General features: G+C 67.1%; 28 protein-coding genes and 1 pseudogene. 15 read left to right on the top strand and 14 right to left on the bottom strand.

What is annotated here, in order from left to right; all coding sequences use genetic code 11:
• Window positions 1-210: 210 nt before the first annotated feature.
• Together CP975_RS34765 and CP975_RS34760 are read right to left on the bottom strand one after the other, a co-directional pair.
• Window positions 211-1,269: a hypothetical protein gene (locus CP975_RS34765; protein WP_055531680.1), complete on the bottom strand. Its 1,059-nt coding sequence runs from the start codon at window positions 1,267-1,269 to the stop codon at window positions 211-213.
• A gap of 113 nt (window positions 1,270-1,382) precedes the next feature.
• Entirely contained in the window at window positions 1,383-2,261 is an 879-nt protein-coding gene (locus CP975_RS34760) for an IS5 family transposase (protein WP_150477747.1), read from the bottom strand.
• A gap of 5 nt (window positions 2,262-2,266) precedes the next feature.
• On the opposite strand from CP975_RS34760, the gene CP975_RS34755 reads away from it, so the two are divergent.
• From CP975_RS34755 to CP975_RS34720, 10 genes and pseudogenes are all read left to right on the top strand, one after another.
• Window positions 2,267-3,052 (top strand): tyrosinase family protein, encoded by a 786-nt coding sequence (locus CP975_RS34755; protein WP_055531682.1) that lies wholly within the window; start codon window positions 2,267-2,269, stop codon window positions 3,050-3,052.
• 380 nt (window positions 3,053-3,432) lie between these two features.
• On the top strand, window positions 3,433-5,031 hold the full coding sequence (locus CP975_RS34750; RefSeq protein ID WP_055531684.1) for an ISL3 family transposase: 1,599 nt from the start codon (window positions 3,433-3,435) through the stop codon (window positions 5,029-5,031).
• A 61-nt stretch (window positions 5,032-5,092) separates the two neighbouring features.
• Complete coding sequence (locus CP975_RS34745) at window positions 5,093-5,515, top strand: DUF4259 domain-containing protein (protein WP_167532794.1); 423 nt, start codon at window positions 5,093-5,095, stop codon at window positions 5,513-5,515.
• Between the two features lie 182 nt (window positions 5,516-5,697).
• Window positions 5,698-6,573, top strand: a complete 876-nt coding sequence (locus CP975_RS34740) for an AraC family transcriptional regulator (RefSeq protein ID WP_055531714.1) — start codon at window positions 5,698-5,700, stop codon at window positions 6,571-6,573.
• A 154-nt stretch (window positions 6,574-6,727) separates the two neighbouring features.
• The gene (locus CP975_RS34735) at window positions 6,728-7,492 is read left to right on the top strand and encodes an SDR family oxidoreductase (protein ID WP_055531688.1); all 765 of its coding nucleotides are present in this window, start codon (window positions 6,728-6,730) and stop codon (window positions 7,490-7,492) included.
• Between the two features lie 18 nt (window positions 7,493-7,510).
• Window positions 7,511-7,636, top strand: a pseudogene (locus tag CP975_RS34730) (transposase); the annotation flags it as partial.
• A gap of 344 nt (window positions 7,637-7,980) precedes the next feature.
• Window positions 7,981-8,178, top strand: a complete 198-nt coding sequence (locus CP975_RS35300; protein ID WP_167532793.1) for a hypothetical protein — start codon at window positions 7,981-7,983, stop codon at window positions 8,176-8,178.
• Window positions 8,179-8,349: 171 nt separating this feature from the next.
• Window positions 8,350-8,508, top strand: coding sequence for a hypothetical protein (locus CP975_RS35295; RefSeq protein ID WP_167532792.1), 159 nt, complete (start codon window positions 8,350-8,352; stop codon window positions 8,506-8,508).
• Between the two features lie 98 nt (window positions 8,509-8,606).
• On the top strand, window positions 8,607-8,978 hold the full coding sequence (locus tag CP975_RS36740; protein ID WP_220450196.1) for a DUF6233 domain-containing protein: 372 nt from the start codon (window positions 8,607-8,609) through the stop codon (window positions 8,976-8,978).
• 149 nt (window positions 8,979-9,127) lie between these two features.
• Entirely contained in the window at window positions 9,128-9,655 is a 528-nt protein-coding gene (locus CP975_RS34720; protein ID WP_055531692.1) for a DUF6417 family protein, read from the top strand.
• Window positions 9,656-9,673: 18 nt separating this feature from the next.
• Here CP975_RS34720 and CP975_RS34715 read toward each other — a convergent pair whose 3' ends face one another.
• On the bottom strand, window positions 9,674-9,943 hold the full coding sequence (locus CP975_RS34715; protein ID WP_055531693.1) for a hypothetical protein: 270 nt from the start codon (window positions 9,941-9,943) through the stop codon (window positions 9,674-9,676).
• A 423-nt stretch (window positions 9,944-10,366) separates the two neighbouring features.
• Window positions 10,367-10,513: a hypothetical protein gene (locus CP975_RS35290; protein ID WP_167532791.1), complete on the bottom strand. Its 147-nt coding sequence runs from the start codon at window positions 10,511-10,513 to the stop codon at window positions 10,367-10,369.
• Between the two features lie 359 nt (window positions 10,514-10,872).
• Here CP975_RS35290 and CP975_RS36735 point away from each other — a divergent pair, with 359 nt between their 5' ends.
• Window positions 10,873-11,361, top strand: coding sequence for an RICIN domain-containing protein (locus CP975_RS36735; RefSeq protein WP_150477744.1), 489 nt, complete (start codon window positions 10,873-10,875; stop codon window positions 11,359-11,361).
• A 595-nt stretch (window positions 11,362-11,956) separates the two neighbouring features.
• On the opposite strand, the gene CP975_RS36160 is transcribed toward CP975_RS36735, so the two are convergent.
• Together CP975_RS36160 and CP975_RS36155 are read right to left on the bottom strand one after the other, a co-directional pair.
• Window positions 11,957-12,268 carry a hypothetical protein gene (locus tag CP975_RS36160; protein ID WP_055531695.1) on the bottom strand — a complete coding sequence of 104 codons (312 nt, stop codon included), beginning with the start codon at window positions 12,266-12,268 and terminating at the stop codon, window positions 11,957-11,959.
• 46 nt (window positions 12,269-12,314) lie between these two features.
• Complete coding sequence (locus CP975_RS36155; RefSeq protein WP_234336333.1) at window positions 12,315-12,503, bottom strand: LexA family protein; 189 nt, start codon at window positions 12,501-12,503, stop codon at window positions 12,315-12,317.
• 235 nt (window positions 12,504-12,738) lie between these two features.
• Here CP975_RS36155 and CP975_RS34700 point away from each other — a divergent pair, with 235 nt between their 5' ends.
• Together CP975_RS34700 and CP975_RS34695 are read left to right on the top strand one after the other, a co-directional pair.
• Window positions 12,739-13,362, top strand: a complete 624-nt coding sequence (locus CP975_RS34700; protein ID WP_055531716.1) for a histidine phosphatase family protein — start codon at window positions 12,739-12,741, stop codon at window positions 13,360-13,362.
• 67 nt (window positions 13,363-13,429) lie between these two features.
• Window positions 13,430-14,259 (top strand): IS5 family transposase gene (locus CP975_RS34695; RefSeq protein ID WP_246201850.1). Its coding sequence is split into 2 segments (ribosomal slippage): window positions 13,430-13,768 and window positions 13,771-14,259, totalling 828 coding nucleotides; the frame shifts between segments, so codons are not numbered across the junction.
• Between the two features lie 15 nt (window positions 14,260-14,274).
• Here the strand turns inward: CP975_RS34695 and CP975_RS34690 are convergent.
• Both CP975_RS34690 and CP975_RS34685 read right to left on the bottom strand, forming a co-directional pair.
• The gene (locus CP975_RS34690) at window positions 14,275-14,709 is read right to left on the bottom strand and encodes a maleylpyruvate isomerase N-terminal domain-containing protein (RefSeq protein WP_055531697.1); all 435 of its coding nucleotides are present in this window, start codon (window positions 14,707-14,709) and stop codon (window positions 14,275-14,277) included.
• 51 nt (window positions 14,710-14,760) lie between these two features.
• On the bottom strand, window positions 14,761-15,111 hold the full coding sequence (locus CP975_RS34685) for a DoxX family protein (protein ID WP_030788460.1): 351 nt from the start codon (window positions 15,109-15,111) through the stop codon (window positions 14,761-14,763).
• Window positions 15,112-15,417: 306 nt separating this feature from the next.
• On the opposite strand from CP975_RS34685, the gene CP975_RS34680 reads away from it, so the two are divergent.
• The gene (locus tag CP975_RS34680) at window positions 15,418-16,020 is read left to right on the top strand and encodes a transposase (RefSeq protein ID WP_167532790.1); all 603 of its coding nucleotides are present in this window, start codon (window positions 15,418-15,420) and stop codon (window positions 16,018-16,020) included.
• 62 nt (window positions 16,021-16,082) lie between these two features.
• Here the strand turns inward: CP975_RS34680 and CP975_RS34675 are convergent, their stop codons facing one another.
• From CP975_RS34675 to CP975_RS34640, 6 genes are all read right to left on the bottom strand, one after another.
• On the bottom strand, window positions 16,083-16,685 hold the full coding sequence (locus CP975_RS34675; protein WP_055531699.1) for a DinB family protein: 603 nt from the start codon (window positions 16,683-16,685) through the stop codon (window positions 16,083-16,085).
• A gap of 1,163 nt (window positions 16,686-17,848) precedes the next feature.
• Window positions 17,849-18,913, bottom strand: a complete 1,065-nt coding sequence (locus tag CP975_RS34665) for a DUF6461 domain-containing protein (protein WP_150477741.1) — start codon at window positions 18,911-18,913, stop codon at window positions 17,849-17,851.
• A gap of 1,148 nt (window positions 18,914-20,061) precedes the next feature.
• Entirely contained in the window at window positions 20,062-20,268 is a 207-nt protein-coding gene (locus tag CP975_RS34655) for a hypothetical protein (RefSeq protein WP_055531703.1), read from the bottom strand.
• Window positions 20,265-20,963 (bottom strand): nucleotidyltransferase domain-containing protein, encoded by a 699-nt coding sequence (locus CP975_RS34650; protein ID WP_055531705.1) that lies wholly within the window; start codon window positions 20,961-20,963, stop codon window positions 20,265-20,267. Before CP975_RS34650 ends, CP975_RS34655 begins: the two co-directional genes overlap by 4 nt.
• 153 nt (window positions 20,964-21,116) lie before the next feature.
• The gene (locus tag CP975_RS34645) at window positions 21,117-21,596 is read right to left on the bottom strand and encodes a hypothetical protein (RefSeq protein ID WP_167532789.1); all 480 of its coding nucleotides are present in this window, start codon (window positions 21,594-21,596) and stop codon (window positions 21,117-21,119) included.
• 585 nt (window positions 21,597-22,181) lie between these two features.
• Entirely contained in the window at window positions 22,182-23,420 is a 1,239-nt protein-coding gene (locus tag CP975_RS34640) for an FUSC family protein (RefSeq protein ID WP_055531718.1), read from the bottom strand.
• A gap of 556 nt (window positions 23,421-23,976) precedes the next feature.
• On the opposite strand from CP975_RS34640, the gene CP975_RS34635 reads away from it, so the two are divergent.
• Window positions 23,977-24,822 carry a hypothetical protein gene (locus CP975_RS34635; RefSeq protein WP_055531709.1) on the top strand — a complete coding sequence of 282 codons (846 nt, stop codon included), beginning with the start codon at window positions 23,977-23,979 and terminating at the stop codon, window positions 24,820-24,822.
• Window positions 24,823-24,827 lie beyond the last annotated feature (5 nt).

Raw genomic sequence — 24,827 nt, 5'->3', positions numbered from 1 at the left:
GCCGTCATCGGCGCCATCACCGGCACCCTCACCCGCCCACAGCTCCTCCTCCTCGGCCGCCACGACCTAGGGGGTATCCGATGGGTCGTGCTGTCTGCACTGGGCGTCAGTCGACGACCCACATCCACCAGCGATCAGATGACTTGATGGAAATGACCGCAGCACCCCCGGGACTGCCTGCCGGGGGTGCTGCGGTGTAGCTGGGGCCGGTCAGTCCCAGGTGGAGTCCTGGAGGTTGAACTTGCCGGGGGTGGCGCCGTGGACGAAGCGCAGCAAGCCGTCCTGGATGGTCAGGGGCTTACCGGTCTCGCGGTCCTTCTGCCAGATCTCGTAGTAGTTGCCCATGTCGTAGAAGGTGACCTTGTCGGCCTTGGAGGAGACGGGAGTCACCCAGCCGTCGCTGGAATCGATCCACTTGCCTTTTGCGGTGGCGCAGGTGACTTGCAGGTAGCCGCCCCAGTTGCCGTCCTTGGCCCACGCGCCGTCGGCGACCTTCACCCACAGGGCCGGGCCCTGGGAGTGGAGCGTCTCGGTCTGGGTCATGGCGACTTGCTTGCCGTCAACCGTCTTGCTGTAGCTCCTGGCCTCGATGCCGACCTGGGTGTCGCTGCCACTCCTGAACCGCACAGTGGTCTCGGAGGAACGGTGCGGGACGTACCGGTCGCCCGAGAAGTCGGCCTTGGAGGTATCGATCTCGAAGACCTTCCAAGCGAAATCACGCAGACGCTCGTTGCGGGAGTCCTTCATCTCGTGGTCGCCGGCCACGAAGTCCTTGAACGCCGCCTCGTCGCCGCCGACGCCCTGGACGCGCTGGACGATCCACCGCAGGGTCTGCCCCTCGGGACCGGCCGCCCTCTCCTTGAGGGCCTCCTCCTCCGCCTTCGTCTTGGCGGCCCGGCTGGCTTCCGCCTCCTTGCGGGCCTCCTCCTCCGCCTTCGCCTTGGCGGCCCTCCTGGCTTCCACCTCCTTGAGGGCCTCCTCCCCCGCCAGCATCGCCTCGATGGTCTCCTTGTCGAAAGGGGCGCTGGGAAGCACCGAAACGACGCGTTCGCGGTCCAGCATGCTGTCGATGTGGTCTTGCGGCGAACGGGAGTCCCGGGGCGCGGTGACCGCCAGCCTCTCCAGGATCAGCGCCTCGATGCGCTCCTTCTTCCATTCCTGGTGCGCGGCTTCGATCTCCGCGATCTGCTGCGGGTCCACCGCCTTCGCCGCCCGGGGCGCGTCCTCGTCCAAGAAGATCATGAAGCTGTTCTTACGCAGGTAGCTCATGGATGGCCCTCCCCTATCAGCAATGAGTTATCGGTTCATCACGCTACGTTTCGCCTACTGATTGATCAAGAGGGACCAGGGACTGTCCGGCGGGCCATGGCGGTGGAGCCCCATCATGAGCAGAGCCAGAGCCGGATCGCTGCGACGGTGACCGTTCCCTCGAAGACGTAAGCGCGCTTGTCGAACCGTGTCGCCACGGCGCGGAAGCCCTTGAGGGCATTCACGGTGCGCTCGACTTCGTTCCTGCGTGCGTACCGCTCCCGGTCGAACCCGGTGGGTCTGCCACCCGCGCCGCCACGGCGTCGGCGGTGGGCTTGCTGGTCTCTGCGCTCGGGGATGATGTGCCGGATCTGCCGCCGCCGCAGGTAGCGCCGGTTGCGGCGGGAACTGTACGCCTTGTCCCCGCAGAGGTGGTCCGGGCGCGTCCGCGGGTGCCCACCGGCCGGTCGCGGGACGCGGACGCGCTCCAGGACCGGAATCAGCTGAGGAGCATCGCCCCACTGCCCCGGTGTGATCAGGACAGCCAGCGGTCGGCAGCCTCCGTCGCTCGCCAGATGGATCTTGGTGGTGAGCCCACCGCGTGAACGGCCGATCGCCTCATCGTCCCGATGCCAGGCGGGAGAACGGCGCCGTCCTGATATCCGTGGGGGCCGGCTTCGGGCCCCGGCGGCCTGCTGGTGGACGCGGCACACGGTGGAGTCCACACTCACCACACTCCAGTCGATCCGGCTCTCCGCGTCAGCATCGGCCTGGACGGCCCTCAATACCTTTGCCCACGTACCGTCCGCTGACCACCTGCGATGCCTGTCGTGGCAGGTCTTCCACTTCCCGAACCGTGAGGGAAGATCACGCCACGGGATCCCGGCCCGTTGCCGGAAGAGGATCCCGTTGACCATGCGGTGGTCCCTCCAGCGCCCGCCCCGCCCCACGCTCTTCGGAAGGTGCGGCTCCAGCCGGTCCCACTCGCCATCTGAAAGGTCGCCCCGTCCCACAGGTGATGACGCGTCGGGAGATCCGCCAGCTCACCGAAGACCAGCGGAAGCGGTTCTTCGCGGCGGTCCAGGCGCTCCACGTCAGGAGCGGCACAGGACAGTCCCAGTACGACCAGTTCACCGCCGACCACTACGACTACCGGGCCAGCAGTCACGGGGTAGCGGCGTTCCTGCCCTGGAACCGCGAACACCTGCGCCGCTTCGAGGCCGCCCTCCAGAAGATCGACCCGACTATCGTCCTGCCCTACTGGGACTGGTCCCGCGACTCCCAGGCACCGGAGCGATCAGCCATCCTCAGCTCCTCCTACTTCGGCGGCAACGGCACCGGGAGCAGCCGGTGCGTGACGAACGGGGCCTTCGCCGACTGGCAGGCCACCATCCCGAACAATCACTGCCTGCAACGCAAGTTCAACGGCGGCTCCACCATCGGATCCTGGTACAGCCCCCGAATGATCGAGAACCTCCTGAACACGAACAGGCAGAGCTACGACCAATTCCGCCGGGCGCTCGAAGGCACTCCCCAGGCGAGCGTCCACGTGCACATCGGCGGCGACATGAGCCAGATGTACTCCCCCAACGACCCCCTGCACTGGGTCCACCGCACGTTCGTCGACCTCATCTGGACCGAATGGCAACAACGCAACACCGGCCTCGCCGACACCTACAACGGTGGGGGGGCCAGCACCCACGACGTTCTCCAACCCTTCGGCGTCACCGTCGCCTCCACCCTCAGCACCCGCATCCTCGGCTACACCTACCCCCGCTGGGGCGGCTCCTCCCAGGCGGCCTGACCTCCGCCTGCCCTCCGGTAGTGGCCGGAGGGCAGGCGGAGGTCAGCCGCGCAGCGGACAGGGGGTCCTCGTGCAGCAGGCGGACTTCCCAACACGCAGCCGGCGACAGCGGGGCGGCTTACCCGGGCGTGGAGGGAGACGGGCAGCGGAGTGGTGCCCCGGTTCCACATCTTCCGAAGGAGCCTCGCTGGGCACCTTCCTGGTGCATCCGACGGCCATGAGGGACTCCCGAAGTCGTCAACAAACGACTCCCCGTTCTCGGCTCTGGCCCACTTGTTGTGGCCGCGTACGCTGAGTGACTATCGGCCTTCTCGTGATGGTGGCTGAGGTCGCCCGAAAATCGCCCGGCCGGTGGGCAGCATGGCCAACAGTGCTGCGCCGTGGACGAAGTACGGCCGCAGCTCGAAGAGTTGCTGTTCTCCTCGGTGGAGGACGTGTTGGTGGAGTCGATCACGGTGACCGACGCGGTGGTCCGGGTCGAGGCCCGGAGCACGGTCCGGCAGGTGGCCTGCCCGGGGTGCGGGTGCCGGTCGGGGCAAGTACACGGTTCCTATCTGCGGTTTCCTCGTGATCTGCCATCGGTCGGCAGGCTCGTTGTGGTGGCGTTGAGAGTGCGGCGGTTCGTCTGCGGAGAGGAGTCCTGTCCACGCAGGACCTTCGTCGAGCAGGTGTCGGGGTTCACGCGCCGGTTCGGCCGTCAAACGGAACGGCTGCGATCGACGCTCGTCTCGGTCGGACTCGCGCTCGCGGGCCGGGCCGGAGCCCGAATGGCGGACGTCTTCGGCACTCCGGTCAGTCGCAACACCCTGCTGAGACTGGTCGCTTCGCTCCCGGAGCCGCCCGCCGTCGTGCCCCGCGTGGTCGGCGTGGACGAGTACGCCCAGCGCAAGGGCCGCATTTACGGAACCGTGCTCGTCGACGTCGAGACACGCCGCCCCATCGACCTCCTGCCGGACCGGGAGGCGGACACGCTCGCGGCCTGGCTCGCCGAGCGCCCCGGCATCGAGATCACCTGCCGCGACCGGGCCCCGTTCTTCGCCGACGGCGCCACCCGCGGCGCCCCGCAAGCCCTCCAGGTCGCCGACCGGTGGCACCTCTGGCACAACCTGGGTGAAGCCGCCGAGAAGTGCGTCTACCGGCACCGCGGCTGCCTGCGCCCGATGCCCGCGGCGCCGGACGCACCGCAGGAGACGGAGGAGCCGACGGTGTCGTCGCCCTGGCCGACGGGCCACCAATTCGCTGAACGAACCCGCGCCAAACACGCGACCGTTCACGCACTCCTGGCCGCCGGCCACAGCAAGCGATCCGTCGCCCGACAGCTCGGCATGGGCCTCAACACCATCCTGCGCTTCTCCCTCGCCACCACCCCGGAGGAGCTGTTCACCGGCCAGTGGCAGAACCGTGTGACCAGGCTCGATGCCTTCAAGCCCTACCTCGACCAACGGTGGCAGGACGGCTGCACCAACGCCTGGAAGCTCTGGGAAGAGATCCGCGAACAGGGCTACCCGGACGGTCACAGCAGCGTCCGCGACTACGCCAAGAAGACTCTACGGGGCAAGCCTCAGCCCATCGGGCCCCGGCCACCGTCAGCCCGCGCCGTGTCCCGCTGGATCCTCACTCTCCCCGACGCCCTGGCCGAACACGACCAACTTCAGCTCAAGGCGGTCCTGGCCAACTGCCCCGAAATGACCGCGCTGGCCGAGCACGTACGCTCCTTCGCCCGCATGGTCACCGAGCTGGAGGGAGACCGACTGCCGGAGTGGATCGAGTCCGCCCGAGACACCACCGACCTGCCCAGCCTCAGCCGGTTCGCTCAGCACCTCGAACGCGACCTCGACGCAGTCATCGCCGGCCTCACACTGTCCTGGAACTCCGGCGTCGTCGAAGGCCATGTCAACCGGATCAAGATGCTCAAGCGTCAGATGTTCGGCCGCGCCGGATTCGACCTGCTCCGCAAGCGAGTTCTCCTCGCTCCGTGACCGATGTCAGTGGCTACTGGAATGCTGCCTTCGCCAGCGATACCGATTTCAGGAGCAGCGCATGGGAACGTGGGGAACCGGTCCGTTCGACAGTGACCTGGCCGGAGACTTCGTCGATGGACTTGAGGGGCTGTCTTCCCAACAGGTCATCAATGTGCTCGCGCAAGCGTTTCTACGCGTCACGAACGCCAAAGCCCGTGTGGATGGCGGAGATGGCATCCAAGCCGTCGCTGCTGCGGCCCTCGTCGCCAGCGCCCTCCCTGACGCCCGGATTCAGATCGACCCTGATGACGGCCCCAAAGAACCCCTGCCGGAGCTTCCGGTGTCGTTCCGGGCGGCAGCCCTGCTCGCGCTCCAACGGGTACTTCAAGATGGATCAGAGATGGCAACAGGTTGGGTGGACAGCGACGACGCCGACCAGTGGCGCCACGAAGTCCAACAAGTGATTGACGCCCTGGAACCACCCACCAATCACTCCAAGTAACCGCCTCACAGGAAGTGGGCCAGAGCCGAGAACGGGGCTCTGGTCCACTTTCTGTGGAGTCGGTCGAGACCGGGGACGACCGACTCCACAGTGTCCTTGATATCCATTCGAGGCGTTTGACAGCGAACCCAGTCGTGCCCAGGGCTGCTGCAGGGCGCACCGTACGGGTGAATACTGGTGTGGTGGGTGTTTCGCGCATCAAGCCTCATCTGCGGTGTCTGGACGGCAGTGGGTCCGATCTCGGCCATGCGGTGGCCGAGCGGTCGATTGAGCGCGCCGCGGGCAGATCGGACGTCGCCCCGCTATCCGTGGGTCCTCCGGTGCATGTGCTGGTGGTGCACACGGGGCGGTCAGCGAATCTGCGCTGGTCAGCGGACGGGACACCCCGCCAGGAGCGGTTTCATGCCGGGGAGGCGCTGGTCAATCCCGCCGGATGGGCGTCGCGGCCTCGCTGGCAGGACGACGTGGAGCTGCTGCTTCTGGGGATTGATCCGGCGTGGCTGGAGCAGCTGACGTCCGAGAGCGGCGCCGCCGGCCAGGTAGAGCTGGTTCCGCGGTTCCACTTCACCGATCCGCTGCTGAAGATGCTGTTGGAGCGTCTGGTGGCGGAGTACGCCGGGCCCGGCCCTGCGGACTCCCTGTACGCGCAGTCATTGGTCCAGGCGGCCGCCGCGGTGATACTGCGGGTGGCCGCCGAAGGCCGGACGCTGCCTGGCCGAGAGGGCGGGCTGCCGCCGCGCCGGTTGGCCGAGGTCATGGACTACATCCATGCGAACCTCTCGCAGCGGGTCACGCTGGCGGAACTGGCCACCGTGGCCCAGGTCAGCGAATCTCACTTCACCCGGGTCTTTAAAGCATCGACCGGCGAATCCCCGCACCAGTACGTGATGCAGCAGCGTCTGGAGTACGCACGGTGGGAGCTCACCCGTACCAGCAGGCCGATTGCGGAGATCGCGACGGAGGCAGGTTTCGCGGACCAGAGCCATCTGACGCGGATGATGCGGCGCTACGTGGGTGCAACTCCACGGCTGCTGCGGGACGGCGACGGCGGACGCTGACGGCCGGCGGGAAGTCGTGAGCGGTTTGTTCCACCTCTGATCGGATCGTTCAAGATCCACATGCGCCTCTGCGGTGAGTCTGGTGAGTATGGCTTGGCCCGCGGTGTTCGCCGGGGTCATGCCGTCCCACCCGAGCGCATCGCAGGAGGCAGTCATGGTCACCACTCCGGACAAGACACTCAACGGCAAGGTCGCCTTCGTCGGCGGCGCGTCACGTAACCTCGGCGGGCTGATCAGCACCACCCTCGGAGCGCAGGGCGCCCGGGTCGCGGTGCACTACAACAGCGACTCCTCCCGGGCCAAGGCCGAGGCCGTCGTGGACGAGATCAACGCCGGCCCGGGCGAGGCGTTCGCGATCCAGGGCGACCTGACCCAGGTCTCCGAGGTGGAGCGGGTCTTCGACGACGTCGTGAACCGGTTCGGGAAGCTCGACTACAGCATCAACACCGCCGGCATGGTGCTGAAGAAGCCGCTCACCGAAATCACGGAGGAGGAGTACGACCGGATGTTCGCGGTCAACTCCAAGGCCGCGTTCTTCGTGATGCGCGAGGCCGCCCGCCGCATCGAGGACGGCGGGAAGATCATCACCATTGTCACCTCGCTGCTGGCCGCATACACCGGCCTGTACTCCACCTACGCGGGCAGCAAAGCCCCGGTCGAGCACTTCACCCGCGCCCTGTCGAAGGAACTGTTCGGCCGCAACATCGCGGTCAACAACATCGCCCCGGGACCGATGGACACCTCATTCTTCTACCCCGCCGAGGACGACGACTCCATCGCTTACCACAAGTCGTCCGCGATGAACGGTGACCTCACCAAGATCGAGGACATCGTGCCCTGGGTGACGCATCTGCTCACCGACGGCTGGTGGGCCAACGGCCAGACCATCTTCCTCAACGGCGGCTACACCACCCGCTGAACCGCGAGCTGGGCGGTCGCCACCGTGGTCGACTCCCGAAACGTGAAGGCCGCCGAGACCGTGTCCAAAGCGACCCGCGGCTATGACGCGGGCAAGAAGATCAACGGACGCACGCGCCATGTGGTCGTCGACACCCGGGGGCTTCCGCTGTCCCGAACGGCGGCCGCCGCCCGTTCGTACCGCCAACCGGACCCGCAGGCTGCGACCGGGCGTACGACTCCACACAAAGTGGACCAGAGCCGGTTCTCGTGAACAAAGCCACAAGCCGTTCCGTCAATGGGGCGGTTGGTCTCAGCTCAGCAGGAGGCGACGCTAGCGAAGGCCCTCTGGAGTATGCGGACTGCGCCCTCGGCTTCCGCATACCGCTCCGGGGGCGAGGGGACGGCACCGAATGTTTGGCTGTCTCCGGCAGGCAGGGCACGCCAGTGCAAGATGGGCGTGAGGACGTTGGCAGCCGCACCGAGGAACCAGGCTGTATGCCCGTGGACGTGAGCAAGAGCGATGGCCACAGCGGCGAGTGCTTCCCGCAGGTGTTCCAGGCGCTCTACGGCGGGCAGCGCTTCCTGGGTCTGGGGAGCACCGACGGCGGCGTGCAGGTCGGCGGCGGCCTTCGCGACGACCAGGCGATGGTCGGGTGTCAGGATCCACACGTGTTCGCGGATAAGCCCTTCGGCTTCCCGCACTAGGTTCTCGGCCAGCGCCCTCATATCCATGACCGATACCCTATGCGCCCCTTGGGGAGCCGGCCCGAGCACCTTCCGGTACTTCAGCTACAGGTGAGCGTCGAGTGGGCGGGCGGGACGGTTGAGCTGGCGGACAAGGTCGTGACAAGCCGCCGCGGTACTCGTTCACCGGTCATGACGCGTCCCCCGGTACTGACCGCACTCACCCTCACCGCCACCGCCGTAGCGGGCGGCATCCTCGCCGCCACCCCCGCCTCCGCCGGCGGCATCGGTGACTTCCTCTCCCCCGCTCTGCACGGCGTCCCCATCGGAATTCTCGGTTCCGCAGAGTGAGCGCCTGTCCTACCTTTTGGAGGCGGACTCGGGCTGGTCGTTCGCAGGATCGGTAGGGCCCAGGGCTTTTGGTATGGCTCAGTGCCTGTCGCCGTCGGATGACTCCAGAAACTTGGCCGCCCGGAGCCCGCGACGACTCGACCGCTGATACGGAAAAGGCGCAGCGCCAGGCCGAGCAGGCCGAAGGTGAGCGACGTCGGCCGCCGGTTCCGGGCTGGATCATTGAGGAGGGCGTCGGTGACGGATTGCCTGCGGGCGTGCACGTCGGCGGCTGCTACGCCGCACTGAAGTGGCCGCGGGCGCTGGGCGTCTCACGGGAGCAGGCCCGCGAGGCTCTGTATCAGCAGGTCCTTGCCTGCCCCCACTGCATCCTGACAAGGATCTCGGCGTCGTGGACAGCGCCTGAGGTGCCTGACCCTTCCGTGTCCGGTTCAGTTGACAGTGCCCGCAGGCCGGGCTGTGGGCGCTAGCGTCGCGGCATCGCACAGCGGCGGGAGGGGCAGAGCATGGGGCGCTCGGACAAGCACAGCATTCTGCTGTGGCGGCTGGCCGACGCACAGCACACGCAGGAGTGGGCCGGGCTGAGCCAAGGCGTTGATGAGCGGACCATGGCGCCCTGTTGGAACTCGGGCTCGCCGAAGAAGCCTCACGCGAGGACCGGGCCGAGCTCTCAGCGAAGGCCGGCCATCCGGTGCGGTGGGCGGTACGGCTGACGGACGACGGGTGGGACGCGCTGACGTACGCGCGGGTACGGGCTGCCCCGGGCACCGCTGCGACGGGGCCGGGGCTGAAGACCGTGCTGCTGCGCCCCTCGGAACTGGAAGCGGTGCGGCGCTACCTGGCGCTGAACGGACGTCTGCGTCAAGGCCCGGCTCCTGGCCTGGAGGCGGCCGCCGAGGCGGCCCGTTTCGACAGCGCCGCGAACCGGTGGATCCTGCACGTGAACGAAGAACGGATGCAGTCGATGGCCCGGGCCTTCTTCCTGGAACGGCTCCAGGGCTCTATCGCACCCGCCAACCGGTTCGCCCGCACCTACGGGGTGACCTACCCGCCTCGCCCTCTCGGCTTCATTCCAACGGCGCTGCGCGGCGAGGCCGACGCCAGTTGGCCCCGCTCCAGCCGCGCCCAAGGACCAGGACGGGCCTGAACCGTCATCGCGAGCCGGTTATCCACAGGCCCGCACGGCCTCACCGTGCGGGCATTTCGGTCCGTCAACGCGGGTCCAGATCAGGGGCGGCCAGTTCATCTCGGTGATGATGTCGCGCAGCATCGCGAGCCCGTCCTCGGCCTGGCGCTGGGAGAGTTCCCAGGCAGCCAGCAGTTGCGGGATGTGCAGCCCTGCGGGCCGGGCCTCCATCAGGATCCGGTAGATGCAATCGGCATGCCGGCGGGCGGCGTCTCCCTGGCACCGCCCGCCGCCGGGGCGCCGTGCCATGGCCTACTCCTCTTTCAGCAGGCGGGGAAACTGCCTATGAGCTGCGGAGATGCCCGCTGGTCTCGTCCGGCCGGGGGCTGCCAGTGTGCTTGCCGGGCGTAACTCGGCGCCCATGAGCAAGGGGGAGACGTGGACGCCATCGTTGCGGCTGTCATTAGTGCCATGGGCGGCATCGTTGCCGCGATCATCGCCACACGGGGGGCTCAGGGAGGATGCGCCGAGGTGAGGTGATGTGGAATGGCAGTTCGCGGGCGCGCCGGGCGACGGTCAGCCGGACGACGCTGGCGGGCAGCCAGAACTGGTTCAGCAACCGCAAGAAGCTGTGGCGATCCGGCAGAGCTAGATCGCGGTGCGAAGCTCAGCGGCGGGTTGCCGGGAGCCGACGGTACAACCTCGACGACGCTCGAACTCGGACACGTCCCTCTAGGCGCGCTCCAGGTAGAAGTCCGCCCTGCGAGTGAAGCGGATCTCCAAACGTCCTGGATGCCTGTGGCTGCGTAGGTAGACGCGGCAGTCGTCGCAGCGGCTGGTGGCGCGGCGGCACGCCTCGTGTTCCAGGGCCAGAGGCATGCCGCATCCGGGGTCGGTGAGCATCGCGACGAACGGCCGATGATGAGAGACCCCGCTGCCTGCCTGGGAGACAAAGTGCTCCTGGTCGACCTTCCACAACTCCCCCGGCCCGTACGGATCGGCATCGGTCCACGCCGTGGTGCTGAGAGGAATACCGACGGCGCGCAGGAGCGGACGCTCTCCACAGGTGCTGCCGCCCCCTCCCCCCTGAGGCCGTGCCAGCGCTGTCCTGTTCACCACAGACTGGCCTGACAGCAGCAACATGTGGCCCTGTGTCAGTAAACGTGACATAAGATCAACTTCTCGCCGTTGACCCCGGCGAGCCTCTTATGTGTTTCTTGGTTTAGGAGAAGACTGTCATGACGTTTACGGGGAGGACCGCAGCCGTAACCGCAGCTGCGGGCGCCTTGATGCTGCTGACGCCGTCGATAAGTCACGCTGACTCGACGTCTTTCGTCAACTGGGGTAGCAGGAAGTGCCTGGAGATTGAAAACTCCAGCAGCAGGAATGGTGCCCGGGCCCAGCAATGGGACTGCAACGGCCAGGACGGTGCCGCCTGGGAATGGGAATGGGTGGGGCCAGGACGACAGTACTGGATCAGGAATGCCCATAATGGGAAGTGCCTTGAGGTGGCCGACAGTCGCAGGGACAATGGTGCTCCCGTTCAGCTCTGGGACTGCTCCAAGACCGCCAGGGGACAGCTCTGGCTCAAGCCGCCCGCTGGGAGCTGGGAGATCACTAACTATGGTTCCGGCAAGGCCCTGGAGGTAGAGAACTCTTCCACACGTAACGGTGCTCGCGTTCAGCAATGGACCTGGACGGGCGCGGACGGGCAGAAGTGGTACTGACGGACAGTGCCGTCGTGCCCGAAGGGCACGTCCTTCGGCCCGGCGTCCGGACGGGGCAGGAGGGCCGCCCGCGGCCCGGATGCTCCGGCCGGCTGCGAGCCGAGCCAGGCTGAGCCGTCCCGGAGGGACGCCCTTCTCCGTACCGGGGGGGCCGGCCGCCGACGTGGGCGGGCGAAGGTGGGGAGAGCGGAGGGCGAGGCCCGGGCTCCTCTGTCAGTCGGTTCGCAGAAAGTGCCTCGCCCGGCCCGGTCGGCTTCCTACGCTGCGTCCATGAACTGGACCAACGCCCTTGCGGTGTTCGGCGCCATCACCGGCGTGTGCAGTCTCGGCTGGTCGATGTGGAGCCACCGGCTTACTGGCGGGCGGATCGAGATCCTGGGCACGCCCTAAAGTACGCCGAGCGGCTTGGCTGAATGCAAGAGCGTGCGCCGGGGCAAGGAGTTTCTGGAAGTCCGCTGGCCCTATGGCGACCCCCGGCGCATCCGATTGGGATGCGCCGGGGGCTGTGATCGGATTCGTGGTGCCCGCGGTCACGGCGATATGTGTACGCGCTGACTTCCTCGGTCTCGTCGCGCGGCGGGCCGACTGCGCCCGGTCACTCCACGCGTTGCTCCCGGGCCTTCTCGAAGGCCTGCAGCGTGGCCTGGAGAGTCCGCTCGATCCGGGCAGGATCCCGTGGAGGGTGGTCCTCTGCAGCATCTGTGTCGCCTTCAGCAGCCGCCAACATGGCGTCGAGGGCCCTTCGCCGCGCGGCTTCATTCGGCGGCTGCCGCGGACGCAGCGCCCCGATCGTCATTAGCGTCAGGACGTCGTCGTTCGTGGTGGGCTGCATACGGCCCTCGATCAGCTCGTCCAGTCGCCAGCTGTCCGCGATCTCTTCCCACGTCACGTCGGCCTCATCGCTCATGTGTCCCCCCATTTCGGTGAGGCAAGGAGTCAACCACAGCAGTCGGCTACTCGTTGACCTGCCGAAAGCCGCGACAGGTGTGCTCACAGGCTGCGCATCCGCCACGACCATGCCGAGGATGGAGGCCGCATCGCCACGGATCGGCGTAGGCCTCGTTCTCCGGCATGAGCCACACGGTCGAGCCGTCCCGCTTGAGTCGCTTGACCGTCGCCTCGCCATCGATCAAGGCCGCCACGCCCTATGAGGTTCTCGGTGTCCGGCCGACCCTGACAATGACCGTGTCGCCGTCCATGATGTGCGCATTGATCACCAAATCACCGCTGACCCGTTCTGGCGGCAGGGCCTCGTGGGCGAATGCGAGTGAGAACTCGGCTAGGGGGTGTCTCTTTGATGGGTAGGGGGGAACTGGTGCCGGAGGAGGCAGCGTCCATCGATAGACAAGATCGTTAGTGGGCGCAGAGGAGTTTGTGATGACCGGCACGGCTACCCGTTACCTCTATCTGGTTCGGCACGGCGAGGCAGCGTCGGAGGAGAGCGGGCTGACGGAAGGGGGCCGTCGGCAAGCCATGCTGCTAGGCCAACGCCTCCGGGACATCCCTCTCGCAGCTGTTCACCATGGCCCGCTGCCCCGGGCAGAGGAGACCGCACGTCTGATCGGCGACCAGCTGAAGAATGTTCCCCTGCGCGTCTCGGAAGTTGCCGGTGACTACGTTCCTTACACGCCAGTGAGAGACGAGCTTCCGGCAGAATCCGCAAACTTCTTCCTCCGCTTTCTCGCTGGTGCCACTGAGGAGGAGCGGGAGCACGGACCTGCGCTGGCCCGGCAGGCGCTGGACATGTTCACCGGGCCGGTGGACGGCGAAGAGGACCGGCATGAACTGGTCGTCACCCACAACTTCCTGGTCGCCTGGCTCGTCCGGGACGCTATGCATGCGCCGCGATGGCGCTGGCTCGGTCTCAACCACGGCAACGCCGCTCTCACAGTCATCCGATACGCGCCCGGCCGGCCAGCCTCCGTCCTCACCTCTAACGACATGCGGCATCTGCCCCCCGAGCTGCGCTGGACTGGCTTTCCCTCCGAGGTCCACATCTAGCGCGTGCCTCTTTGATGGGTTTGTCGGTTGATCAGTTGTGCCTGTCCGATTAGTGATCACCGATGCGATGTGGGACCGGATCGAGCCGCTGATGCCGGCGGATCCGGTTCGCGGGCGGCGGTGGGCCGACCACCGCCGCACTCTCGAGGCCATCGCTTGGAAGTACCGCACCTGCTCGCCCTGGCGGGACCTGCCCGACGAGCTCGGCTCGTTCCAGACCGCTCACAAACGGCTGATCAGATGGGCCATCGACGGCACCTGGGAGATGATCCTCACCGCCGTCCTGACGGCCGCTGGCGCCGCCGACGACGTCGACTGGACGGTGTCTGTGGACTCCACAGTCGTCCGGGCTCACCAGCACGCCGCAGGAGCACGCAAAAAGGGGCGGCCTGCTTCGGTGAGCCCGCCGATCACGCAGTCGGGCGTTCCCGCGGCGGGCTGAGCACGAAGGTCCACCTGGCCGCAGACGGTCACGCACGCCCTCTGGCCTTCACCGTCACCGCAGGCCAGGCCGGTGGCGCACCCGCCTTCGAATCTGTGACGTCCCGCATCCGTGTGCCCCGCAACGGCCCGGGCAGGCCCCGGACCCGGCCATTCGCTGTCCTGGCTGATCGCGCGTACTCTTCACGCGCGATCCGGGCACATCTGCGGCGCCGAGGCATCCGCGCGGTCATCCCGCAGCCGTCCGACCAAATCGGCCACCGCTTGCGGCGAGGCCGCCGAGGCGGCCGTCCGCCCGGCTTTGACAGCGAGACCTACAAGCAGCGGAACACAGTTGAGCGGTGCATCAACCGCCTCAAGCAGTGGCGCGGCCTGGCCACACGAACGGACAAACTCGCGATCGCCTACCAGGCCGCACTCCACCTCGCCAGCATCCTCATCTGGATTCGACGCTGACCAAAGAGACAGAACCTAGCTCCGGGGCGAGTTCGTGCGCACTTCCGAGGGCCTGGCGCAAGTCCCATGTGTGTGCGGCGATTTCCATGACACCCGCGCGCCGCGCACAGGCAGGGTCGCGAAGCCGAGATCCACCATGCGGTCCAGCGCGCGATCGTCCATGGCCCATCCGGCAACGATGAGCCGCTCCTCGGCGTCCGCGTACGCCGCTGCCCAGTCGTCGCCCGGGACCTCGGCGACGTTTCCGGGTTCAGCTGCTCTGTAGGTGCCTTGCATGATGTGCGGATAGGCAAGCGTATTGCCCATGACGTGGGCGATCAGAGCGCGGCTGTCGAACTCGTGGCAAGGGGTGGGTATGTCGAGCTGCCCGGGTTCGACGGTGGCGACGAGTGCGGCGAACTGGCCGGCCGCGCGGTACAGCAGTGGCCGGGGGTCTTTGGGGGTGTTCATCGGGGCTGGCTTCCTTCCGTCAGCGATGTGAGGTGAGCGGATCAAGACAGCTCAGCCGTGGTACGACAGGTTCAGGGCCAGGGCGGCCACCGCCAGGGAGAAGAACATGGCCCAGCCGCCGAAATGGTAGTCGCGAGCTCGCAGGTGGGCACCGAACGCGACGAGGAAGTACAACACGAGGCCGCCCGCGGCGAGCGCGCCCAGCACCGGCACGGCGAACCCTGCCAGCAACCCCAGCGCGCCCAGCGCCAGCAGCACGCCGAACGGGCGCATCGTCGAGTGAGGCAGCCCCATCTTGTCCGCCTGACTTCTGGGGTAGTCGTGACCGACGAGGTTCGCGACGGCGGCGAATCCGTTGGTGACCGAGGCGAGAAGAGTGACTGCGAGATAGGCGGCGAACACGAGGTTTCCTGTTCCTTGTAAAGGACAACTGGCTGTTTACGGAGTTGACGGGCCGGCTCTCCGAAAAGTGACATGCCATCGCGTGATCTAGGTCATGGCACGACGCCCGAGTGCGACACCTCCGGACCGACATCGGCCAGAAGCGCGTGCGCCGACCACGGATGCCACCGCGTCTACACCGACTCGAAGATCATTGCGGGACAAGCCTTAGCCCGCACCGTTCGGGAAGGGGCCGTCGGAAAAGGACCCGAACCACGGGCACCTCGTCGGCGGCCTACTTCACTTGCGCGATGGAACCAGGCCGGGGTGGTCACCTTCATCCGCGACCAACTGCGGCGCTACATCCGAACGGGCAAGGGCCGCTGCCCGTTCCCGGTGACGCTGATCGTCGACTCCCCGTCGGTGAAGGCGGCTTCCACCGTCGGCCGGGACAGCCGCGGCTACGACGCAGGCAAAAAGATCAACGGGCGCAAGAGACACCTCGTGGTCAACACCCTGGGCCTGCCTGTGATGATTACGGTGACGGCGGGCGACGTCCGCGACGAAATCATCGCCCGCGACCTGCTCTGGCGCCTGCGGCTCACCCACCCACAGATCACACAGATCTGGGCGGACTCGGCCTACGCCCGTGACTTGCTGCCCGCCTGGACGGCAGAGCACTTGTGGATGTCCATGCGGCCGGTGCAGCGCCCCCGGGGCGCACGTGGGTTCGTCGTCCTTCCCCGCAGGTGGAAGGTTGAGCGGTCGATCGGCTGGATCATGAACGCCCGCCGAAACTGCCGCGACTACGAGCGGCTTCCCCAACATGCCGAAGCCCATCTGAACTGGGCATTCATCACGCTCATGACCCGGCGCCTGACCCGCAAAGGGCCCCGCGTCAACTGGACGAAGCAACCGCCATTTCAATGAGCTGTCGTGCACCGGGACGCCCTCAGCGTGAACGAAGATGCCCCGCTCGTCGGCCCAAGCGGCTACGACGAAGCCAACTGCTGATCCTTCTCGTCGGCAGCTTTGGCGGCTCGCTCAATGTCCGCCCGGTGAGCTTCCCAGAAGGCCGCGTCGTGCTGTGGAGTCGCGTACTGGGCTGCTGTCCCTGTCGAGTTGTCGAGTTGTTCGCGCAGGATGTCGGCGTGTCCAGCGTGCCGGCTGGTCTCGGTGAGCATGTGGACCAAGATGTTGAACAGCTTCACGTTGGGGCGTGGCCACCAGGGGACGTGCCCGGGGGAGTCGATCGGGAGGATGGTGATCGTCGCGTCTGAGTGCCCCCATACGCGACGGTAACGGTCGATGATCTCTTTGCGTGTCTCGTGCTGCGTTGCCCACATGTCGGCGCCGCGCTGAGCAGCGTTGTCCCACCGGGGCAGAGCTTCGGGGAACGGTCGGCCGAAGACTTCGCCGAAGTACCTGGACTCCCAGAGCGACAAGTGCTTGACCAGGCCGAGAAGGTTAGTGCCGGTCGCAGTCAGTGGGCGACGGATGTCGTACTCACTGAGCCCCTCAAGCTTCCAGAGCATGGCCTTGCGTATCTCTCGCAGATCGTTGTGCAGGTAGTCCTTCGTGAAGTCATCAGTCATGGGGCACGAGCCTGTCATGCGCCGTTGACGAGCTCAACCCTCGACCAGCCAGAGGAAAAAACACACCTACTAAGGAGGCGACGGCGCCCTACGAGCTCGTGAGCCTGGCCCGGCACCCCGAGCGCCGGGTGTGGGGTGCCTGGACGCAGTCCTCATCGGTGTGGGGCTGCTTTTGTCCTCCTTCAACGAGCTGCGCTGCACAAGGACACCTACTGAACGGGGGGCTGGGCCTGGGCTGCCGCATGTGTTGAGGTACGGGTCCCTCGCGAGACGGCTGTCATGTCGTCTCCGTCGCTTCGACGAAGCACGAAGATCTTTCCCATAGCAATCAAACTTGGACCACACAGGAGGGTCGCCAGCCACCAAACGTCCTGGGCGATGTAGATCCCGGAACTGAGCATTGCGACGCTTATGACTGCACCCAGATACAGACCCGTCATACGAAAGACGTGCTGTTGGTGTTCGCGTTTCAGCTGAGGCTCAAGGGCCTGAAGGGCGACTTTGAGGTGTTCCGGGCCACCAAGTGCGGCGCCCCAATTCATTGCGATCTCCAGACCTGAGGCAACGACTGGGTCACCTTGTGGAGGAGGGGCGGGGATGTTGCTGTCTTCCACGCTCACTGCCGCCTGCCTCCGTCACTGCCGCCTACCGGGCTGTAGCCCTGCTCTGTGGCTTCTGGGGGTGGCCCTAGTTGCAAAAACATCCGGGCCAGCGTGTGCTCGACGGTCTCCTCAGCCGTCTCGGCCACGACGGCAGCGTCTGCATGGCCCAGAGCTGACGGCAGGTGCACGCCCCGTTATCCCGGCAGGTGAGGATACGGGGAGCCAAGGGGCTCTGCTCTGAGTGGGACACGTGTGGCACAACGGAAAACCACGCGTGCGGCGGCTGTTCCCACAGGTCAGAGCATGTGACGGGACAGATACCCAGGGCCAACGTCCCACCCGAAGACCCATCGCAGCTCGTCTTTACCAACAGCAGACACCAGCGCTTACCAAACAGCCAGAGCGCCACCGCACCGGATGTCCGGTGCGGTGGCGCGCGGGCGCGGACCGGCACGCCGCACGGTACGTTGACAACCCGTTTTGGAACCTCGGAATGGAGGTTCTCCTGTGGTTGACGGCCGATATCTTCCCGGCGAGTTCCCCGGCGTCCGGCGGCGCGGGTCAGGCTGCTCTTCGTGCCGCATCGTGCAGGTACTTGACCATCCAGAACTCATGGGCGCGTGCGCCGTCCCCGGTCATCGCCGTATCCAAGGAGCTGAGGATGTCCGGGAACCCGTCCGTTGGGGTGGGCAGATGGGCGGCGACGCACTGGGCGAGGACACCGAAGACGATGGCCTGGCGGAAGACGAGGTGGGAGGGGCGTTCCCACTCGGGTTCGAAGTTTTCCGGCTCGCCGATCAGCATGGCGCGAGCCCTAGTGTGCGCTTGGTCGTGGGCGGCAGTGAGGTCCTCGCGCAGCCGCACTCTCTCGCCGGCCGGGAGAGTGGCGGCTGTCAGTGTTGCCACGGCCAGCGGGTGTTCGTGTAGGCCGGCATGTGCGAGGGCCAGGTCCAGGGCGTGGCGCCGCATCGGTTTCAGCAGTGTGGGTCTCAAGTCGGCCAGATAGCTGATGAAGGGCTCCCGCTTGAGCAGGGGCGAGTCGATGAGTCCCTGCCCCAGCAGGGACTCCGGTACCCGCGTGATCTCCACAGCGCGGTGCGGGCCACGTACCCAGGAGTTGTCGAATCGCGCACCGGTCGCGCGCTCGACAGCCATCAGGCCGGCTCCCCAACGGGTTTCGTAGTCGTCCAGGTCCAGGCCTTCCAGCAGGGGCTGCCAGGCGTCGGGGCGCGCTCCGAACATGGTGTACTCGGGCGCGATCATTTCGAAGGCGCAGGAGATCAGCCCGCCTTCGGCCAGGCTCAGCCGGGAGACCGCGTTGACGTTCCAGTAGGCGCTGGCGGTGCGGCCGTGCCGGGAGAGCGGGCGCAGTACCTCCTCGCGAGACCCTTGGTAGTTGTTGTTCTCCACGACGATAACGGCAGGTCCTGACCGGGAGACCAGGATGAGGTCCCTCTCGTAGTGCTCGCGCAGATCTTCCAGTCGCAGGGGGCGGCACTGCTCGGGGTTGCCGCCGAAGAGCCGGATGACAGCGTCCTCGTCACCGCCGTGCACGGCCGTGAACGTGGCTGCCTGCTCAAGCCCTAAATCGGCGAGGAGGCCCTGAAGGTGCTGAGGTGAGGTCATGCGGGGATTGTCGTCTGCGCCACTGACATGCGGGGTCCGGTCCCATTGAGCGTGCGGTCGCGACCTCGACAGGATTGTAGGGGGGCGCTCCTCAGACGCCGTCTCCAACCTTCGATCCGGAGGTTCCGGGACGGTGTCTGAGTTGCGGACGATGTAACGCACTTTCCCACCCGGCGGGGCGCACCGAGTGGACTCCACCCGCATCCGGTGGCCTCCACTCTCCACTCGGTGCGGACGATGCCGTGCGCTTCCACTCGGTGGAACCCACCGCGATGCGGGAGTACACGACATCGTCCGCGCCACGCATCACCCCTACACACAGTGACGGTGCACGGTGCGCCAGGTGGGAGAGATCTCCCCTCCGCCACCGTGCATCGTGGACTCGGTGCGCGCGCCCACAGAGTGGTAGCGGACGCGGTCAAGGAGAAACGTCGAAGATCGCTCGAAAACTCGTGGGTGGACAAGGGTTGCTTTCCACTCGATGGGCTGGGTGCAATTCGGCGGCACACCTGGTCAAGGGGGGTGCATCGAGCGCACTGCATCCGATGCGGCGTCACCCTCTGTGGTCACATCGGGTGGAGCGGGCGGGGGGCGGCCACTCCGACGTGCGCCGGTGGAGCGTGCGGTGCGGCACGCCGGTGCGGTGGGTGCGGTGCACCCGTGCGGTGGTGCGGTGGGTGGGAGTGCACGGCTTCGTCGACGGGCGCACCGATGCACCGCACCGAGCGCACCGGATGCCGGGATGTTCCGCACTCCCCCACCGGGTGAAGCGCACCGAGTGAACCGCCCGATCCGCTCCACCGTGGTCTCCACTCCCCTGCGTGCACGGGTGTGCGGTGGAATCCCTCGCGTCCGCTCATCCCCGACGGCGGCCCCTCGCGCTGCGCCACGGGTTCGGCCGGCCGCCGGGGTACTGCCGGGAGCGGTGCCGGGCAGTGGCGGCATCGGTGACGGGGACAGCGCCATACGCATCCGGGCGGCGTCGGCGAGCTGCTCCAGGCGCTCGCGCTGCTCCGGCGAAGGGCGCGGCGGTTTCGGGGCAACCATGGGGCCTCCGTGCTTGAGGAGGCGGTCCCCGGCACTCCCCCCCGCCCCCGGGTGACTTCGGGAGTGCGCGGCCGGTCGCGTCCCGGCGCCTGGCGCGGCGACTACGTCATCCATCCCGCCGTGCGACCCGCACAGCATTCACGGCCGGAGGCCCTGGCCTTTGGGTCCTCCATGACGCGGCGGCGAGTGTCGGCGGCGCGGATAAGGGCGGCGAACCGGTCCAGGTTCTTGGGTGTGCGCAGCCATGTCACCGGGCCGGTCGTGCGGCCCTCCAGGTACTCCTCGGGCATCGCGCCCAACTGACTCACCGGATGGCATACCCGTCCCACAGGGGGCCGCCAGACTTGTCCAGCACCTCGGCCACGACCTCGGCGAAGACCTTGGCGTCCCCGGCGATCGCCTGCGCGGCAGCTTCGGACAACGCGCGGTGGACCCCGGGGTCGGCCGCAGCCAGCCGCCGCGACAACCACTTGCCGCCGCCGAGCCAGTGCCCGCTGACCAGCAGGACCAGCTCCGAGGCACACTGCAACATCTGCGAGACCAAGTACACCCGCTCCGCAGGGTCCGCACAGCCACGCAGGTCATCGAGCAAGTCCGTCAGGACGTACCGCTGGTAGTCACGCTCACGGTCCGAGAGCAGGGGCGGGCCCGCAGCCCAACGCCTTCGCGCCTCGTCCTGGAGCGAAGCGCCCAGCCCATCCGTGTCTAACAGGAGCATGCCGTCAGCACACATGGCCAGCAGCGGCGAACGCCGGTACGCGGTCTCCTGGTCGGCGAAACTGTGCCAGATGGCCTCTGTTTGCACGAACAGCTCCACCGGCCAGCCGCGATATACCAGGTTCTCCCGAAGGGGGGCGGGCGGTCCGTCCAAGAGGACCACGATGTCCAGATCAGACGTGGGCGTCCGGCGGTCGGTCAGCACGCTGCCGGCGAGGAAGGCAGCCCGGGCAGCGGGAAATCGGTCCCGCACCAGTTCGCGGGCGGTGAGCACGGGGTCATCCATGACCGCAGCGTACGCGCCAACCTCGGTCCCGTAAGTAGGTGTCTCTCTTCCTCAACGCCGCAGTTCAGAGCCCCATGTGGTGTCTGTGGGGCGGAATTGGCCGTTCCAGCCACTTTTCTGCAGCAGAGGTACCGGACAGCGTTAGCACAGCGTTCACGGCCTGGGGCCCTGGCCTTGGCCGGGGTCGGGCTGCACCACGCCGCGCATCGAGATCCACACCGGCTCCCAACGTCTGCCCTTCTCCGAAGGCCTGCTCGCCTCTTCGTTCATGACCGCCGGAATACTCCCGGCGAGGCGTTCGCCGCCGCCCGACGCGTGCACGAGCGGCTGACCGCGCAAGCACACTCCCTCGTTGCGACCCGCACACTGCGCGATCTGGCATGCGCGGTCCTGAGCGAGATCGACGAACAACACGCGCTTCGCTACCGGCGGTGGCAGTACGTCGACAACCTCCAGGCAGCGCTGATCGTCCTGCCGGGCGGCGTCACCGGGGTGGGCAAGTCCACGATCGCGAGCCAACTGGCCGTACGGTTGCGCATGACTCGGGTCATCTCCACCGACACCGTCCGTGAAGTCCTGCGCGCCGCGGTTCCACAGGATCTGCTTCCCGCTCTGCACACCTCCAGCTTCCACGTCGTCCCCTCCCCCTGCCCGACCCCCGAAGAACCTGGGCCATGCCCCTGTTCTTCAGCTCGGCCCTGCGGGCCGGGTCGGCCGTGAAACCTGATCCCGCGTCGAAGAGCGCTACCTCCGCGAGTTCGACAACATCCGCCTCATCCAGACCTGGCCGCGCGACCAGGCAGTCGACCACGGCGCCCCCATCATCGAAGTCACCGAGAGCGAGTCCGTCCTCCAGGACATCGTCACCCTCATCGCCGACACCGCGTCCGCCGCGGCGCCCGCCAACGGGGTGGCGGCCCCGGAGCCTGGCTGACGGCGAGCTATCCGGACGGACACGCATGGGAGGGGGCCGGGGCGTCGGGCCCGAGGCCGGGGGCAGATGCCGGGTCGCGCAGTGGATGCAGGGTGTCGGCGGCCGGGAGGCCGGCGGAGCTGGGTGACGGTGGCGTCGACGTACCGCGTTGTCCGCAACACGAGGGCGTTTGGCCGAACGGATCGCGGGATGATGAACGGCGCCTCTCCCCTGCCGAACGCTACTTGGGCCAGTTCTCCGCGACGATGGCCGAGTTCAGAGCCGGAAAGAACAGCAGCGGGGTCTCACGTCTCCACGGCCGGCTGCCGCTCAGTGCCGCTCTCGCCGCGCAGTCGGCGGCGCAGCGCCGCGAGCCGCGGATGGCGTTCATTGAGCTCCGCCGAGCGGCGGTCCAGCTCCTGTATGAGGCGCTCGGTGCGCTTGTCGAGGTCCAGTTCGTCGAGGATCCGGTCGATCTCGGCGAGCAGCGCGCCGTGCAGCTGCCACTGCCTGGGGTGCTCCTGCACGTCTTCCAGCAGCATCTCGGCGACCCGGTCGCGGGTGGCCCGGCTCGCGGCCAGGGCGTCGGTCAGCCGCTCCTCGGCCTGCTCCGCGTTGGCGGCCACCTGGGTGGTGATCAGCCGGGCGAAGCTCTCGATGGCGTCGGCCACCTGCTCGAACAGTTGCTCAAGACCGGCGGACACGTCCGGCGGGAACAGCGGCTCGTCCGTACGGAACTTCGCCAGGTCAGTCAGACTTCGGGTCAGCACACGCAACACCACCGCGCAGATCTCCAGGGTGTCCAGCCCTGTCCGCAGCACCACCCGGGACAGCAGTCCCTGCCGTACGCGCGGGTTCATCCGCAGGCTCTCCTCGGCCTGCCGCAGAGAGGCGTCGACCTCCACGATGTCGTGGTCCAGTCGCCGTGCCTCGTGCAGCCTGGCGGCCGCGTGCGGGAAGGGGAGGTTGCCTCCGGCGATCTCGGTGCCCATGGTGCGGAACATCCGGCCCATCCCGCGCGCCAACCCGTCGATGGACATCCCCGCAGACTGCGTCCACACCGGCGGTGCGAACAGCAGGTTGAACAGCAGGCCCACCCCAGCGCCGATCAGCGTTTCCAGGACCCGGTGCCAGGCCGCCGATGTGGCCTGGGAGACGCCCAGGACCAGCATCGCGCTGATCGCCACCTCGGGCACGAATTCATTCACCCGTACGAAGCGGCCGATGATCAGCGAGGTGAAGATCGTCAGGCCCAGGCTCCACCAGGTCAGCCCGACCAGGGCGGTGAAGCCAATGGCGATGAGGACGCCGACGATGACGGAGTTCACGCGCCGGATACCGGTGGTCAGGGTCGCGTACAGGGTGACCTGGACGACCAGGAGCGCGGTGAGCGGGGCCGTCAGGGGAGCGGGTTGCGCGGGCAGGACCATCAAGGCGGCGCTGAAGGAGATCACGGCCGCGGCCGTGGAACGCAGGGTCTGCGCCGCGACGGGCTCGGTGGTCCGCCGCACCAGTTTGATCACGGGTGCTGATACGTCCGGCATGACATTCACGTTCCCGATCATGAGCCTCTCACCACACTTCAGCGCCAGAGCCCCCCGAACGCCGTTTCGTACCGCCCGTCACGTGCGCCTGGCAGCCGCTCCCTCGGCGTCTGCCGCTCGGCTTCGTCCACGGGCGGGCAGGATCCCCCTATGCCCAGGCCGAGACCGCGCTCGGCGTGGCCTTGGCGTCTGAGTCACCTGTCACAGGCCGGCCTGGGCCCTCGGACCCGCCTCGGGTGCCCGGTGAGGACTGTGTCCGCGTGGGGGCGACCTCACAGGAGCGCACAGCACCTACCTTCACGTACGTCATCGTGGGGCGGCGCTGTTCGCGGGACTTGGTGGGACGTCAGCGGCCGGGTGAGAGGCGACTGCGCTGTCGTACGGCGGAGGCGCGAACTCGCAGGGCTATTCGTCCCCAGTGTGGGGTCGACTTCTCACCGACCAACGCCTCTCCCCACAGAAGCAGTTGGTCGCATGGGGGCACAATGGGATTTTGATGTTGAAGGCGGGTTCCTGGGTTGTAAGGTCATGCCGGAACGGGAGCGGGAGGGGCTCTGTGGGACGAAAGCGGATAGGGATCGTCTCCGCCATCGACGATGGCAACGACGCGGCACTCCGGTACTTGATCTTGCATCTCAATACCTTGCAGAGCGGTTTCGAGTTCGAGTTCCTGTCCCCCGACCCGACGGACCCCCTCATTCGGATGCTCACACGAGGCGAGCTCCTCGACCGAGAGGTCGTGCGAACGGAGTGTGAGGCATTCCGGCAGGGCATGCGGCGTCGCTTCATGGCCCTGTCGAGCGCCTTCCGGACGAAGGAGGAGGAGCCGCCCGATCGCCTGGTGCTGCTGACGAAGGCGACGCTGGCTGACAACTTCTATTCGTTGCGGCACAGCGGTGTCTCGATCATCGCCCTCGGCAACTGGCAGAGGTGGATGGCCCCGCCGTCGATCCTGGAGTTTGTGCTGACGCTCACGGTGCGAGAAGCGATCGCCGCTGTCTCCCCTCGCTTGAGAGGCTCAGTACACCTGGGAACGAAGGGCTGCGTGGGTGATGTCACTCCTGTATTGAGCGACGTCCGTCAGAAGGTGATGTCCTCGTATCTCTGCGGCTATTGCAGAAGGGCCTTGGAGGAAGATGGGGTCTCGAATCTGATCCCGGACGTGGAAATGATGCTGTCCAAGTCATGGATAGGAACGGCTGATGACTCCTCGTCGCCGGCCGGGGTGGTGTCCGCACTTGGCCATGATCTGTTCATCGTAAAGGGCCTGGAACCGACCGCGTGGGAGCATGTGCGCAGCACGTTACGACGGGACGGTACCCAGCAGCTCCTGACCTTGCTCCAGACAACGCTTGCGGCAGTGCTGATAGCCGGCTTGATCGTTGCTCTCGGGCTGAAGTAGGCGAC

This window comes from Streptomyces alboniger (assembly GCF_008704395.1).
GTDB lineage: Bacteria > Actinomycetota > Actinomycetes > Streptomycetales > Streptomycetaceae > Streptomyces > Streptomyces alboniger.
This window is presented reverse-complemented; position numbering and strand designations above follow the sequence as displayed.